The organism is Thalassospira sp. (assembly GCF_040218635.1).
GTDB lineage: Bacteria > Pseudomonadota > Alphaproteobacteria > Rhodospirillales > Thalassospiraceae > Thalassospira.
Genome location: NZ_JAVJRB010000011.1, coordinates 298,792 through 312,324, shown reverse-complemented (window position 1 = coordinate 312,324; position 13,533 = coordinate 298,792). Strand labels below are relative to the sequence as shown.

Below are 13,533 nucleotides of genomic sequence, written 5' to 3'. Positions count from 1 at the left end.
CCGGCATTCGCGCTGCAATGCAAAAGTTGTAATTGCAGCTTGTGCCACCAGCATTGCGCTTAATCGGAAGGATCGTCTAGGTTGATTTCACGATGTGGAATTGTATTTAATTGGTTCAATTTTCCTGTGCGGCTTTGAACTCTGCCGGGGTCATGGTTTTAAGTGCAAGGGCATGAACGCGTTCTTTAAGCAGTTCATTAAGCGCGCCATAAACCAGCCGTTGGCGGTTCACACGGTTTTCCCCGTCAAACTTGTCGGACACCACCAGCACGGAAAAATGGGACTCGCCACGCGGGTCAGCACCGGAATGACCGGCATGTTTTGACGAATCGTCGATGATTTTGAGTTCTGATGGTGCGAACTCGGCAGTCAGAATGTCGCGGATCTGATTGGCAACCTGCATGATAAGGGCCTCTATTCTCTTGGGATGTTTGCAGATCACTGCAAAAATGAAACTCTATGCCCCGTTCTGGCATGCGATGGCAGTTTTTCAAGCCTTTTATCGCATTAAAACGCCCCGTATGATATTGCGAGCTTCGACTTTTTAGAACATATAGACGCAAATGAACCGCGGACACCGTAACAAGCGCAAGACACTTTACCATGAGAATCCCATCCTGCCCGATTGTGATTGGCCGGGATGCGAGGGGCATGGGGAATTTCGTGCGCCCAAGGACCGGAAGCTGCGCGACTATTATCAGTTCTGCCTGGATCATGTCCGCGAATACAATAAATCTTGGAATTATTATGAAGGGATGAAGGCCGAAGACATTGAAAACGATGTCCGCCGCGACACCCATTGGCAACGCCCGACCTGGCAGTTCGGCCATATTCGTGGATCGAAAAAACCCTTCAACTTCAAGTTCAAGGACGGGTTCGGCTTCTTTAACGAAGACGGTGATCAAAGCCATCATGGCCCGGGAGCAGAGGCCGATGCGCGTGCTGAACGTAAACGCAAAAGCGAAGAAGCCCAGCGCCGTGCAGGGGCACTTGGCATGCCAAGTGAACAGCAACAGGCCATGGCGACACTTGACCTTGGCTGGCCGTTTACCCGCGATGAGCTAAAAGCCAAATACAAAGCCCTTTCCAAAAGATATCACCCCGATGCCAATGGCGGGGATAAAGCCGCAGAAGAACGGTTTAAAGTGATCAGTGCGGCTTATGCGTCTTTGATGGGCTATATTCGTGATCTTGAAGCACGGGTTCCGCTGTAATCGTGTCTTAAATCTCGGCAAAATTTGGTCGATCTGTTTACAGATTACGTACCGGGGATGTCTTATTGACAGAACCTTTTGCGGTAATAGAGATTTTTTACGTATCTTCCCTTTGTGTGACGCGACTTAGCCGTTATTAATGAGCAAGTTTAATGAAACGACCGCGCCACCCGCGTCGGTCAGAAAATGCGCGAGTACTTATGAGCCAAGGTTACGAAGCGACAGGTGTTGCAGCGGAACATCCGCTTGATGCACCCGATACCACCATTTCCGTACGTGATACGTTTGGAATTGATGCAGATATGGACGTCCCGGCATTCAGTCAGGGCAGTGAACACGTGCCGGTCGCTGATCCGACCTATCGTTTTGACCGTGATACCACAATGGCGATTCTGGCGGGCTTTGCCCACAATCGCCGCGTAATGATCCAGGGGTATCATGGCACGGGTAAATCGACCCATATCGAACAGGTGGCATCGCGCCTGAACTGGCCGTGTGTGCGTGTGAACCTTGATAGCCATATCAGCCGTATCGATCTGATCGGTAAAGACGCGATTGTTTTGCGTGATGGCAAACAGATCACGGAATTCCGCGAAGGCATTTTGCCTTGGGCGCTGAAACGTCCTGTTGCGATGGTGTTTGACGAATATGATGCCGGTCGTCCGGATGTGATGTTCGTGATCCAGCGTGTTCTGGAAGTTGATGGTAAGCTCACGCTTCTTGATCAGAACAAAGTGATCCACCCGCATTCGCATTTCCGCCTGTTTGCGACGTCAAACACGGTTGGTCTTGGTGATACCACCGGGCTGTATCATGGTACGCAGCAAATTAACCAGGCACAGATGGACCGTTGGTCGATTGTTGCAACCCTGAACTATCTGTCGGTTGCTGATGAAACCAACATCGTTGCTGCCAAGGTACCGGCATTTGATGATGCCGAAGGCCGTCAGAAGATCGAAGCAATGGTCGCATTGGCCAACCTGACCCGTCAGGGTTTTGTTGCCGGTGATATCTCGACCGTGATGAGCCCGCGTACCGTGATTACGCTGGCTGAAAACGCCAAGATTTTTGATGACATTTCCTATGCCTTCCGCGTGACGTTCCTAAACCGTTGCGATGAAGTCGAACGACCGATCCTGGCGGAATATTATCAGCGTTGCTTTGGTGAAGACCTGCCTGAGGAAGCCATTAATGTGATGGTGCGCTAAGGCGTGTCATTGAAGCAGATTGGCGAGTTGGTCCCAGAAGCGAGTAGTGTGATGAAGAATGATGAGGCTCTTTCCGGGTTCTTGCGCGGTACGGCAGCGACGTTTCGTGCGCTTGCCGGGCGCAATGATCTGGAAGTCGGCTTTGTCAAAGGCGGGCGTCCGGGGGGGTATGGCGAACATGTGCGTTTGCCAATGCCCAAACAGGCAATGCCCAAGGATGAAGTCGCGGATCTTCGCGGTATTGCTGATGGCTGGGCGCTTAAGATGCGCCACCATGACGTGGCCCTTCACGCCAAACGTATGCCCGAAACAGCCGAAGCGCAGGCTGTTTACGATGCGCTTGAAACCGCGCGCTGCGAAGCCGTGGGATCGCGGTATTTCCCCGGTGTGCGCAAAAATTTGCGCGAACATGCCGAACAAGATTGCCACGCCAAAAACTATCATCGTCTGAAAACCCGTGATGATGCCCCGTTTTCCGATGCAATCGGGATGCTGGCGCGTGAAATCTTTACCGGCGAACCTGCCCCGGAATCAGCCCGTCCGTTGATTGATTTGTGGCGTACCCATATCGAAGAAAATGCGGGTTCGGACTTGTCCGACCTTGTTGATGTTTTGGATGATCAGGATGCGTTTGCGCGTGGTATGCGCCGCTTGCTTGATCATCTTTCGCTTGAAGATGATCTTGATGACGTCCCGCCTGAACAGGAAGGCGAGGATGACGAAAGCAAGGAAGGCGAAACCGATCCTGAACAGGAAGACATGGAAAGTCAGGGCGGCCAACAAGGCCAGAATGACGATTCAGAACCTGATGGCAGTGATCAGCAACAAGATGCCGGCACCGAAGACGCCGAAGCAGGCGAAGGCGATATTGACGATCAGCAGCTTGAAGCCATGTCGCAGGAAGAACAACCTGCCGGGCCGGGTGAACAGCCAGAATTTGATGGTCGCAATGAGCCGATCGAACGTGGCTATGAGCCGTTTTCCCGAGAGTTTGACGAAGTCGTCACAGCCGATGAGCTTTGTGAAAATCTTGAACTGTCGCGCCTGCGTGCGATGCTTGATAAGCAGCTTGCCAATCTTCAGAACGTGGTGTCACGTCTGGCCAACCGGTTACAGCGCCGCTTGATGGCGCAGCAAAACCGTGGCTGGGACTTTGACCTTGAAGAAGGCATCCTTGATGCGGCCAAACTTGCGCGGATCGTTTCGACCCCGTCGACGTCTCTCTCGTTCAAGCAGGAACAGGACACTGATTTCCGCGATACGGTCGTGACCCTTCTGATTGATAATTCCGGGTCCATGCGCGGGCGTCCGATCACGATTGCGGCACTGTCGGCAGATATTCTTGCCCGTACGTTGGAGCGGTGCGGGGTGAAGGTCGAAATTCTTGGCTTTACCACCCGTCAATGGAAAGGCGGACAATCGCGCGAACGCTGGGTCGAAAGTGGCAAGCCACCGAAACCCGGCCGTTTGAATGATCTGCGTCACATCATTTATAAAGCAGCCGATACGCCGTGGCGGCGTGCGCGCAAAAACCTTGGTTTGATGCTGCGCGAAGGGCTGCTTAAAGAAAACATCGATGGCGAAGCACTTCTGTGGGCGCATGAGCGTTTGTTAAGCCGATCAGAACAACGCCGCATCATGATGGTGATTTCCGATGGCGCGCCGGTTGATGATTCAACATTGTCGGTCAATTCGGGAAATTATCTGGAACGGCATTTGCGCGAAGTGATCGACATGATCGAAACCCGATCACCGGTCGAACTGATGGCCATCGGTATCGGTCATGATGTGACGCGCTATTATCGTCGTGCCGTGACGATCAACGATCCGGAAGAACTGGGCGGTGCGATGCTGCGCGAACTTTCTGATCTGTTTGATGAACAGGGTGCCCGCCGGCCAAAGCGTCCATTGCGTCATGTTCCGGCAGATAATGCACAGCCGCGCGACCGCGCCGCAGGCGACCGCGACCGTTGGTAAAAATGGGGGCGTGCTGATATGACCGCCATTACCCGTTTTGCCCCCAGCCCAACCGGATATCTTCATCTCGGCCATGCAGCCTCGGCCCTGTTTTGCGCAAAACAGGCGGGGTTGGATGGCCGTTTTTTATTGCGGATCGAAGATATTGACCAAACCCGTTGTCGTCCTGAATTCCTGACGGCGATCTATGAAGACCTTGCGTGGCTGGGATTGCGTTGGGAGGATCCGGTTCGCATACAGTCGGATCATTTTGCTGACTATCAAAACGTGCTGGATCGCTTGACCGAAATGGGATTGCTTTATCCGTGTTTTTGCACGCGCAAGGATATTCAGGCCGAAGTCGCGCGTATCGGAAATGCGCCGCATGGTCCCGATGGTGCGCTGTATCCCGGTACGTGTCGGCATTGTTCCGCAACCGAACGGGCGGAATGGGTTGAGGCAGGCGAAAGCTATGCGCTGCGTCTGGATATGGACGGCGCAATCAAACAGGCTGGCCCGGAACTTGTCTGGTTTGATCGGGCGGCAGGCAAACAGATCGCCACCCCGCAAATCTTTGGTGATGTGGTGTTGGCGCGTAAAGATACCCCGACCAGTTACCATCTTTCGGTGACCCATGATGATCATCTTCAGGGCGTTACCCTTGTTACCCGCGGGCAGGATTTGTTCTTTGCCAGTCACCTGCATCGCTTGCTGCAGGAATTACTGGGCTATGACGTGCCGGAATATCATCACCATGGTCTTTTGACCGGGGCAGATGGCAAGCGGTTTGCCAAGCGCGATAAATCGAAAACCCTGCGGTCAATGCGCGAAGACGGCATGACACCACATCAAGTGAGTGAACTTACTCAATTGACTTAATCGCTGTCTCGGCTGCCCAGCGTATGGGTTTCGAGAAGGTCGGGATGGGTGCTAAACCAGTTTCTGATGAAATCGATCATGAGCCGGTTTTTGATCGGCAGGTTCCCCTGATAGGGATAGACCAAGTAGATCGGTCGTAATGGGGATCGATAGTCATCCAGCGCCGTTTCAAGCCGCCCGGCACGGACTTCAGACATGGCGACATAGCGGGGCAGGCGGGCAACACCCAATCCCTGAAGCGTTGCATTTCGGATCAACGGGTAGTGGTTTAAACGCAGATTACCGTTCGCGGTGATCGATTGCGGGCCATCTTTGGAAAAGAACACCCATTTGCGATCCTTGTAATACTGGAAATTGACCAGACAATTGTGATCGACCAGATCATCAGGCGTTTGGGGTTTTGAATGGTTTTGCCAATAATCCGGACTGGCGCAGATCAGTTCAGAAAGTTGTCCCAGTGGAATGGCAACCTGATCCGGGTCATCGGTTAATCCGGCGCGGATCGCCAGATCAATATGGGATGCCTGAAGGTCGCGGAACGTGTTTTCCAGTTCCATTTCAATCTGGATGCGCGGGTGATTTTGTTGAAACGCAACAATGATGTCATGGAGAAACATCTCGCCGAAGGATACGGGCACAGTCATGCGCACGGTGCCAATCGGCTCGCCGCGCAATGTTTCAACAGCCTCAAAGGCGGCATCGGCACTTTGCGTGATGTTTTGGCAATAAACCAAAAACGTGCTGCCAATTTCGGTTAGTTCAAGTTTGCGGGTGGACCGGAAAAGCAGCTGCGCACCCAGAACATCTTCAAGACGTTTGATATGCTGGCTGATCAATCCTTTGGACACGCCGGTCGCTTGGGCGGCGTTGGTAAAACTGCCCTGTTTAATCACCGCAGCAAAGCTGCGCATTTCGCTGAGATAATCTTTCATTGTTTAAAATACTAAACGATTGGTTCGGAAATAACCAGATTATCGCCAGTACTGTTTTGTGAAATCATTCGGTCATTGGAATTTCCACATATGGAGACTGAAATGAAAGTTCTTTTGATCGGCGCATCAGGCATCATTGGAAAAGGTGTCGATGCAGAATTATCGCCGCGCCACGAAATTATCCGCGCGTCACGCAACAGTGGTGATGTGAATGTTGACCTTAAAGACCGCGCATCTATCCGTGCGATGTTTGAAAAGGTCGGGGCGGTTGATGCGGTTGTGTCGACAACCGGCAAGGTGCATTTCGGTGACTTTGAGGAAATGGACGAAGAAAAATACCGTGTCGGTATCGATGATAAGCTGTTTGGGCAGGTCAACCTGGTGTTGATTGGTCGTGACTATGTTGCCGAAAATGCATCCTTTACCCTGACCACCGGTATTCTTTCAAAAGACCCGATACGCTATGGAAGTTCGGCTTCGATGGTGAATGGCGCGATTGAATCCTTTGTCAAATCCGCAGCATTTGAAATCAAACCGGGTATGCGCATCAATGCCGTTAGCCCGGGTGTTATTCTTGAGGCGATGGAAGGCTACGCGCCCTATTTCCGGGGCCATGACCCGGTTCCTGCTGCCCGTGCGGCCCTTGGGTATGCGAAGTCTGTTGAAGGACTTCAGACAGGCCAGGTGTTTGAGATTTTCTAATCTGGATGGGAGATCCGCTCGGACCGGGGGGATCATTTTATCCCGGTCCGAGCGATATCATTGCGTTAAGGGGGCATTGTTTTCAAACTCATCGCGTAAACGGGCAATGTATCCATCCTTATGGAGCTTGGTCGCGGCCTTGCTCAGACGGATTGCAACTTTTTGATCTATCTGGCGGTTGCATCCAAGCCAAAGAGAGGGGCGTTGCACGGTCAAGACCGGTGTTATCTGGTGCTTGCGTTTTTTGGCGACCAGTGAATCTATGCCGTAATAACTGTCAAACCAGAGATCGATACGTCCGGAGAACAAAAGGTTCGGACCAAGTTTGCGTTCGGGCATGACAAGCAGGTTTTTGTATCCTTCTTTCTCAAGATATGAGTGTCGAACATCATTGCGGTAAACACCGATGGACAGGTGTTCGATATCAGCCATGCTGTGGGCGATGATGTTTGACGATGATTTGGCAAAGAATGTCCAGTCGGTCGTCATCAGGGGGCCGACCCAGTGGAATGATTCTTCGCGTTCCGATGTCCGGGTAATCAGATAGATGCAGCTGTTCGGGTCAGTACGCACGGCCTGATAGGATCGTGCCCATGGTGCAATGACGGTTTTGGCCGAAATGTCGGCCATTTCCGCCATTTTCAGAACAGCCTCACTGGCCCAGCCGGTTACCTCGCCCGATTTTGGATCTATGAAGCTGCGTGACGGCACTGATTCGGAGAAAAAACTGAGTGTCTGGGCTTTCAGTTCAGTGATTTTCGTAAACGCCGCCGATAGCACAATCATCAAAAGAACGACGACCTGTGCGCGAGGTTGCCATTTGAACTGCATCATCATCGACATGCTCCTATAGGTGCTTTTCGATATGTGGACATGCTTTTGAGGTTTTCAATGCAGGGTTGTTTGATGCCTGTTCAATTATATCGCATTTTACCGGGAATGGGTGTGGATGTCTGTCAGGAATACTTCTTTGCTATTCTGTCAAATGGCCGTGTCGACGGTTCTTTTACCCGCTGGATTTTCCATGCTGCTTGGTTTCCTGCTTATATTCTCATTGGCGCAAATTAGTACGTATGTATAGGATGGTTTGTGTGAGTGATGGATTCAGAGGCAAAAGACCAGATGGAAAGTTACGCCAGTTTGGTCAGGAAAATCGGCAGCCGATTTATTGATCCAAAAATAGCGTTGATGACCGGTGAAGATTTGATCGGAAAAGTGCAACGCGACCTGCTTGATCTGGCATATCGCAATAACTGGGCAAATATACTGGTTAACCTAGCCGCCAGTGCTGGCCTGATTTTGATGTTCTGGGCGCAAGAAGATCTTTCTGCGAGTACTGCGGTCTGGTTCGCGGTGGTGGTCATTCTATGCGTTGTTCGTCTTTGGGGCAGTTATCTTTATCGTCGTGCACGCATGGGGATTAGTGAACTTCGGACCGATGATTTTCTTCGCTGGCATTTTCGTTATGTGACGGGCGTTCTGGCAGGGGCCTTTCTCTGGTCAGCCATTGGAATTCTTGAAATTCCGACGGTGCGCGGCGAAAGCCAGTTTCTAACCATGATCATCTTTGCCGGGCTTGCTGGCGGTGCAACAGGTATTCTTGCGCCGGTGTTTCTGGTCGGGCGTATCTATTTGGTTGCGTTGTTGGTGCCACCGACTGTGATCCTGACCTTTATGACTGACCCAAACTACATCCTTGCCTTTTTGGGGATGATATTCCTGATCGTGATGTTGGTGACCCACCGCAATAACCACGCAATTTTGTTCAGATCACTGGTTCTCAAGCATCAACATGATGATCTGGTTGAAGATCTTAGACAAAAAAACCGCATTTCCGAAAACTGGAACGCGACGCTTGAATCTCGCGTTGAAAAGCGGACCGAAGAACTCCGAAATCTTGTTGTCCGCGATACCTTAACCGGACTTTTGAACCGGGATGGTATCCATGAATGGTTTGAAAGTAAGTCCGAACTGGGGGATGCCCTTGATTTCGCGGTCTTGTTTATTGATCTCGATCACTTCAAGCAGATCAATGACGGGCTTAGTCACGCGATCGGCGATGAAGTTTTGCGGGTGGTCGGTGACCGACTGCGCCAGCATACCGATGATCAGCATGCTGTCGGGCGCTGGGGCGGGGATGAGTTCCTGATGGTGCTTGCTGCACCCAAAGACGAACTTCATGGCTTGGTCGAAACGACAATCAAACAGGCCCAGAACGCGGTCAGTCAGCCGATTACAATTGTCGGGCATACGCTTCAGGTTGGATTTAGTACCGGCGTTGCCTTTGCACCCAAAGACAATCCGGGCATTTCCGAGCTGATCCATTGGGCCGATTTGGCTGCAGCGGAAGTCAAACGCGCCGGGCGGGGATCGGTATATGATTATGACAGCTTGCTTCTGATTGAACAGGAACGCAGGCTTTCGATTAACCAAGCCTTACGCCGCGCACTAAGTGCCGAAGAATTCCATATTGAATACCAACCGGTTATCAATGCAAAAGATGGTGCCATTGTTTCATATGAGGCGCTGTTACGCTGGCACAGTGCCGAGCTTGGCGTCATTCCACCCGATGATTTCATTCCGATTGCCGAAGAAAGTGCTTTGATTGTTGATATCGGCGAGTGGGTCCTGCGGGAGGCCTGCAAAACTATCCAGTCATGTACCGATATTGCCGTGGAAACCAAGGTTGCCGTCAATATATCTGTCCGGCAAATCATCGTTCCACGCTTTGCCAAAATGGTTGAAACCATTCTTGCCGATACCGGGCTTTCGGCCAATCGGCTGGTGCTTGAAGTTACCGAATCGATCTTTGAAAAGCGTCAGACGGTTCAGATTGCCAATGTGCTTGATCAACTTCATGACATGGGGATTGAGATTCACATCGATGATTTTGGTACAGGATATTCATCGCTATCGCGTCTTCATCAGATCAGGATTGATGCGGTCAAAATCGATAAATCGTTCGTCTTGAAGATGGATGAAAACACACGTGTGGTGATCGAAGGTGCCATTTTGATCGCGCATCGTTTTGGATTGAAAGTCGTCGCCGAAGGTGTCGAAACCGCGCATCAGCGCGACGTTCTTGAAGCCATGGGGGTTGATGCCCATCAGGGTTATTTCTTTGCCCGTCCCGGTAGCATCCCGTGTCAGGACTGCCATTGGCAGATCAAAGCGGTGTCTGATGCGTAAGCCTTAAGCGAACAGTCAAACGGGGTGCGCGGTCATATCATGAGATAAGGCGGAGGCAACCGGGCTTTCGGCCTTGCGCCGTTTGAGCCGTTTACTGACATCAATGATTGCTTCAAGGATCGGGATCAGCTCACGCCCCAGATCACTCAAGGCATATTCCACCGATGGTGGCGATGTTGGCATGACGGTCCGCACGACGACGCCCTTTTGTTCAAGATCGCGCAAACGTGTGCTGAGCATCTTGGCCGATATTCCCGGAAGATCGAGTTTAAGCTCGTTAAAGCGGCGTGCCCCGCCACTCAGATACCAGATTACCCCCGGTGTCCATGCCCCTTCAATCAATGGCAGGCACTCTGCAAGCGGGCAGTTGTCGGGGGGCTGGTTGGATTTATTTTTCCGAACTTTTAAGGGCACCGTTCGCTCACATGGTTACTGTTTGGTAATCTCAAAGTACAGGTTACCTAAAGTTACTACCTATTCAAAGGTAATTTTATGCGTTTAAGTCTCCTCAATCGTTCCTAACGAAGGAGACAACAATGCATATGACATCAAATGTCACGGGCATACTTGGAATTGATCTACCCATCATTCAGGGGCCGTTTGGCGGTGGCATTTCCACCCCCGAACTGGTGAGCGCGGTATCGAACCGTGGCGGGATGGGATCATTCGGGGCGCATATCGTGGCCCCGGATAAAATGGCCGAACTGACCAATAATCTGCGAAGCCTAACAGACGGGGCTTTTGCCCTTAACTTGTGGGTGTCGGATCATGACCCGGGAGGCGAGGTTATTGGTGCGGAAGAATTCGAACGCGTTTCCGGGATCTTTGCACCTTACTATCACGAACTTGGTGTTGATCTGCCAACAATGCCAGATCGCTATCACGAACGGTTCGAAGATCAGGTCGAGGCCTTGATAGAAGCAAAGCCGCCTGTCTTTAGCTTTGTGTTTGGTGTGCCGTCAAAAGCCGTGATCGCCAAATGCAAACAGCAGAACATCATTACCATCGGCACAGCGACGAACGTTGCCGAGGGCGAGGCACTTGATGCTGCGGGTGTGGATTTGATTGTCGCCACCGGATTTGAAGCCGGTGGGCACCGGGTGTCTTTCCTGAAACGGGCAGAAGACAGCCTGATCGGGACTTTGGCCCTTGTGCCTTTGATTGCCGATCGTGTCAGTGTGCCGGTGATTGCAGCAGGCGGGATTTCCGATGCGCGAGGGGTAATGGCGGCGTTGCATTTGGGGGCCGGCGCTGCACAGCTTGGATCGGCATTCCTTGCCTGTTCCGAATCCGGCACCAACGATCAGCATCGTCAATTACTGCTGTCAGGCGAAATCCACGATACGGTTTTGACCCGGACCTATACCGGGCGTTTGGCGCGTGGCGTACGCAACAAGCTGATCGACGAAATGGAAGCGCGCATTGCGGAACTTCCACCGTTCCCGGTCCAGGCCTTTTTCGTTTCAAAGATCAAGGCAGCCTGCATCGCGCAGAACCGAACTGAATTCACCTCGATCTATGCCGGTCAAGCCAGTGCCAATCTGAAACATGGCAGTGTTTCAAGCCTGATGGATGCGCTTTCGTCCGGGCTTGATGCGCGTGGATTTAAATTAGCGGCCTGATGGTCGAAACCTCAAAGATATTTAAGGATAGAAGACAATGAAGCTTTATTACGCAACGGGTGCTTGTTCGCTTTCTCCCCATATTGTTCTTAACGAACTTGGCAGCAGTTTTGACCTTGAAAAGGTTGATCTGGCGACCAAGAAAACGGAACACGGGGAAGATTTTGTTGCGATCAATCCCAAAGGATATGTGCCCGCCCTTATGCTTAACGATGCAACGGTCCTGACCGAGGGTGTCGCGATCATTCAGTATTTGGCCGATCAGGCGCCGGATGCGGCACTTGTGCCCAAGGCTGGAACAGTTGCACGCGGCATTTTGCAAGGGCACCTGAATTATCTCTCGGCTGAGCTGCACAAATCCTTTGGGCCGTTGTTTAACCCAAATAGTTCGGATACTGAGCGGGCACAGGCGCGTAAAAACGTTCTGGCGCGATATGACTATCTTGAAACGGTGTTAACGGCCAACGGTGACTGGTTGCTAAAGGACCGCTTCACTGTTGCCGATATCTATATGTTCGTTCTGGTGAACTGGTCAGCACATTGCGAGATTGATCTTGCGGGGCATCCCAATATTGCCAAGCATCGTGACCGCGTTCTGGCCCGCCCGGCAACGCAACAGGCCCTTAAGGCGGAAGGCTTGATCTAAGCTCTGTCTTCCTGCCGGGCAGACTTTTACCCCAACGATAGCTTGGGCGTTTGAACATCACGAAAAACGGCCTGCACACATTCGTGGCAGGCCGTTTTGGCAATTGGGTTGTGGTGCCGGACTTAGCGGCTGAAATCAAACAGGACAAGGAAGCTTACCGGAACAAGGGCCAGTGCCACATAAAGCCAGAAAGACGCGACGGACACGCCAAAATGGGCCAGAACAAAGCCGATAACATAAAGCGCAAGGCCGACCACTGCGACCAGCAGAATGCCCAAAAGTGGCAAAGATACAGTGCTATCTGATTTCATGGCCCGTCATGCTCCTGATCCGGATTTGTTAACTCATGCTGTTAAAGATACCTATATATGTGGGCCGATGTTTTGATCCGTATCAATCAGGGGCGCGATATAAGGCCTATGCGATGGGGAAATATCGCCCGAACAGATAGAATCGCTTGGGAAACCTGAATTTATTTGGCCGGGTTTGGCCAAAAGGGGCGGAGAATCGACCGGCTTTTCGGTTGGCCAACGGGAAATTCAGGTATGAAACCGGCCTTTGATATTGTCGCGCAGGTTTGAAAAGTCGTGGATTTCGTGCGGTTGAGTTGGGTAAAATACGATCGATACCGCGGATTAATGCGAAAACACCTCTGATAAGCGCTTTTGTCGCAGATTTCGGTTGATGAAGGCTTGACGACATTGGTGAGAGGCGGTAATAACCCGCTTCCAAGCGCGGGCCTGCATGTTCAGGCCAAGCGTCCTTTTGCGAATTTATAGACCAGGAGATCAGGTCATGGCACGTCGCTGCCCGGTATCCGGCAAAGGCGTTTTGGTCGGCATGAATGTGAGCCACGCCCACAATCGTACCAAACGTCGTTTCCTCCCGAACCTGCAGCCGACTTCGCTGCTTAGCGAGTCGCTCGGTCGTTCGGTGCGTCTGCGTCTGACCACCAATGCTGTCCGCACCATCGAAAAACGTGGTGGTCTGGATGCGTTTTTGCTCAGCACGACAAATGCAAAGCTTCCGGCTGATTTGGTGAAAATCAAACGCCAGGTTGCCAAAGCTGTTGAAGCAAAAGCTGCCTAATTCAGGCTTCTGCTTTACAGACAGATTTTACGAGGGCTCGCTTCTGGCGGGCCCTTCGTTTTTCTGGCGATATTTGGTTTGGCATCAAACCGCGGA

General features: G+C 51.8%; 15 protein-coding genes. 10 read left to right on the top strand and 5 right to left on the bottom strand.

Annotated elements, in window-relative coordinates; genetic code table 11:
* Positions 1-115: 115 nt before the first annotated feature.
* Positions 116-403: a BolA family protein gene (locus tag RIC05_RS12640; protein ID WP_350048433.1), complete on the bottom strand. Its 288-nt coding sequence runs from the start codon at positions 401-403 to the stop codon at positions 116-118.
* A 160-nt stretch (positions 404-563) separates the two neighbouring features.
* Here RIC05_RS12640 and RIC05_RS12635 point away from each other — a divergent pair, with 160 nt between their 5' ends.
* The 4 genes from RIC05_RS12635 (at position 564) to gluQRS (ending at position 5,257) form a co-directional block, all read left to right on the top strand.
* Positions 564-1,214 (top strand): J domain-containing protein, encoded by a 651-nt coding sequence (locus RIC05_RS12635; protein ID WP_350041427.1) that lies wholly within the window; start codon positions 564-566, stop codon positions 1,212-1,214.
* A gap of 200 nt (positions 1,215-1,414) precedes the next feature.
* Entirely contained in the window at positions 1,415-2,422 is a 1,008-nt protein-coding gene (gene cobS / locus RIC05_RS12630) for a cobaltochelatase subunit CobS (RefSeq protein ID WP_350048435.1), read from the top strand.
* 51 nt (positions 2,423-2,473) lie between these two features.
* Entirely contained in the window at positions 2,474-4,399 is a 1,926-nt protein-coding gene (gene cobT, locus RIC05_RS12625; RefSeq protein ID WP_502989551.1) for a cobaltochelatase subunit CobT, read from the top strand.
* Between the two features lie 18 nt (positions 4,400-4,417).
* The gene (gene gluQRS, locus RIC05_RS12620) at positions 4,418-5,257 is read left to right on the top strand and encodes a tRNA glutamyl-Q(34) synthetase GluQRS (RefSeq protein ID WP_350048439.1); all 840 of its coding nucleotides are present in this window, start codon (positions 4,418-4,420) and stop codon (positions 5,255-5,257) included.
* On the opposite strand, the gene RIC05_RS12615 is transcribed toward gluQRS, so the two are convergent.
* Positions 5,254-6,189 carry a LysR family transcriptional regulator gene (locus RIC05_RS12615; RefSeq protein WP_350048441.1) on the bottom strand — a complete coding sequence of 312 codons (936 nt, stop codon included), beginning with the start codon at positions 6,187-6,189 and terminating at the stop codon, positions 5,254-5,256. The two genes, gluQRS and RIC05_RS12615, sit on opposite strands and share 4 nt — an antisense overlap.
* Positions 6,190-6,291: 102 nt before the next feature.
* Between RIC05_RS12615 and RIC05_RS12610 the strand changes: the two genes are divergently transcribed.
* On the top strand, positions 6,292-6,891 hold the full coding sequence (locus RIC05_RS12610; protein WP_350048443.1) for a short chain dehydrogenase: 600 nt from the start codon (positions 6,292-6,294) through the stop codon (positions 6,889-6,891).
* A gap of 57 nt (positions 6,892-6,948) precedes the next feature.
* Here the strand turns inward: RIC05_RS12610 and RIC05_RS12605 are convergent, their stop codons facing one another.
* Positions 6,949-7,728 (bottom strand): substrate-binding periplasmic protein, encoded by a 780-nt coding sequence (locus tag RIC05_RS12605; RefSeq protein ID WP_350048445.1) that lies wholly within the window; start codon positions 7,726-7,728, stop codon positions 6,949-6,951.
* A 69-nt stretch (positions 7,729-7,797) separates the two neighbouring features.
* Between RIC05_RS12605 and RIC05_RS12600 the strand changes: the two genes are divergently transcribed.
* Positions 7,798-7,959, top strand: a complete 162-nt coding sequence (locus RIC05_RS12600; RefSeq protein ID WP_350048447.1) for a hypothetical protein — start codon at positions 7,798-7,800, stop codon at positions 7,957-7,959.
* 30 nt (positions 7,960-7,989) lie between these two features.
* Complete coding sequence (locus tag RIC05_RS12595) at positions 7,990-10,080, top strand: putative bifunctional diguanylate cyclase/phosphodiesterase (RefSeq protein ID WP_350048839.1); 2,091 nt, start codon at positions 7,990-7,992, stop codon at positions 10,078-10,080.
* A gap of 15 nt (positions 10,081-10,095) precedes the next feature.
* On the opposite strand, the gene RIC05_RS12590 is transcribed toward RIC05_RS12595, so the two are convergent.
* Positions 10,096-10,422: a winged helix-turn-helix transcriptional regulator gene (locus RIC05_RS12590; RefSeq protein ID WP_350048449.1), complete on the bottom strand. Its 327-nt coding sequence runs from the start codon at positions 10,420-10,422 to the stop codon at positions 10,096-10,098.
* A gap of 194 nt (positions 10,423-10,616) precedes the next feature.
* Here RIC05_RS12590 and RIC05_RS12585 point away from each other — a divergent pair, with 194 nt between their 5' ends.
* Together RIC05_RS12585 and gstA are read left to right on the top strand one after the other, a co-directional pair.
* A complete protein-coding gene (locus tag RIC05_RS12585; protein ID WP_350048451.1) occupies positions 10,617-11,702 on the top strand; it encodes an NAD(P)H-dependent flavin oxidoreductase in 1,086 nt (361 codons plus the stop codon).
* A gap of 37 nt (positions 11,703-11,739) precedes the next feature.
* Positions 11,740-12,348, top strand: a complete 609-nt coding sequence (gene gstA, locus RIC05_RS12580; RefSeq protein ID WP_350048453.1) for a glutathione transferase GstA — start codon at positions 11,740-11,742, stop codon at positions 12,346-12,348.
* Positions 12,349-12,470: 122 nt separating this feature from the next.
* On the opposite strand, the gene RIC05_RS12575 is transcribed toward gstA, so the two are convergent.
* Positions 12,471-12,659: a hypothetical protein gene (locus tag RIC05_RS12575; RefSeq protein WP_350042875.1), complete on the bottom strand. Its 189-nt coding sequence runs from the start codon at positions 12,657-12,659 to the stop codon at positions 12,471-12,473.
* 484 nt (positions 12,660-13,143) lie between these two features.
* On the opposite strand from RIC05_RS12575, the gene rpmB reads away from it, so the two are divergent.
* Positions 13,144-13,437 carry a 50S ribosomal protein L28 gene (gene rpmB / locus RIC05_RS12570; protein ID WP_350042876.1) on the top strand — a complete coding sequence of 98 codons (294 nt, stop codon included), beginning with the start codon at positions 13,144-13,146 and terminating at the stop codon, positions 13,435-13,437.
* Positions 13,438-13,533 lie beyond the last annotated feature (96 nt).

What these genes read in the sequence shown, in the direction of transcription:
- rpmB (WP_350042876.1), top strand. Translation starts at nt 13,144, where the DNA reads ATGGCACGTCGCTGCCCGGTATCCGGCAAAGGCGTTTTGGTCGGCATG.
- RIC05_RS12575 (WP_350042875.1), bottom strand. Translation starts at nt 12,659, where the DNA reads ATGAAATCAGATAGCACTGTATCTTTGCCACTTTTGGGCATTCTGCTG.
- gluQRS (WP_350048439.1), top strand. Translation starts at nt 4,418, where the DNA reads ATGACCGCCATTACCCGTTTTGCCCCCAGCCCAACCGGATATCTTCAT.
- RIC05_RS12640 (WP_350048433.1), bottom strand. Translation starts at nt 403, where the DNA reads ATGCAGGTTGCCAATCAGATCCGCGACATTCTGACTGCCGAGTTCGCA.
- RIC05_RS12600 (WP_350048447.1), top strand. Translation starts at nt 7,798, where the DNA reads ATGCCTGTTCAATTATATCGCATTTTACCGGGAATGGGTGTGGATGTC.
- RIC05_RS12595 (WP_350048839.1), top strand. Translation starts at nt 7,990, where the DNA reads ATGGATTCAGAGGCAAAAGACCAGATGGAAAGTTACGCCAGTTTGGTC.
- cobS (WP_350048435.1), top strand. Translation starts at nt 1,415, where the DNA reads ATGAGCCAAGGTTACGAAGCGACAGGTGTTGCAGCGGAACATCCGCTT.
- cobT (WP_502989551.1), top strand. Translation starts at nt 2,474, where the DNA reads ATGAAGAATGATGAGGCTCTTTCCGGGTTCTTGCGCGGTACGGCAGCG.
- RIC05_RS12585 (WP_350048451.1), top strand. Translation starts at nt 10,617, where the DNA reads ATGCATATGACATCAAATGTCACGGGCATACTTGGAATTGATCTACCC.
- RIC05_RS12610 (WP_350048443.1), top strand. Translation starts at nt 6,292, where the DNA reads ATGAAAGTTCTTTTGATCGGCGCATCAGGCATCATTGGAAAAGGTGTC.
- gstA (WP_350048453.1), top strand. Translation starts at nt 11,740, where the DNA reads ATGAAGCTTTATTACGCAACGGGTGCTTGTTCGCTTTCTCCCCATATT.
- RIC05_RS12615 (WP_350048441.1), bottom strand. Translation starts at nt 6,189, where the DNA reads ATGAAAGATTATCTCAGCGAAATGCGCAGCTTTGCTGCGGTGATTAAA.
- RIC05_RS12605 (WP_350048445.1), bottom strand. Translation starts at nt 7,728, where the DNA reads ATGATGATGCAGTTCAAATGGCAACCTCGCGCACAGGTCGTCGTTCTT.
- RIC05_RS12635 (WP_350041427.1), top strand. Translation starts at nt 564, where the DNA reads ATGAACCGCGGACACCGTAACAAGCGCAAGACACTTTACCATGAGAAT.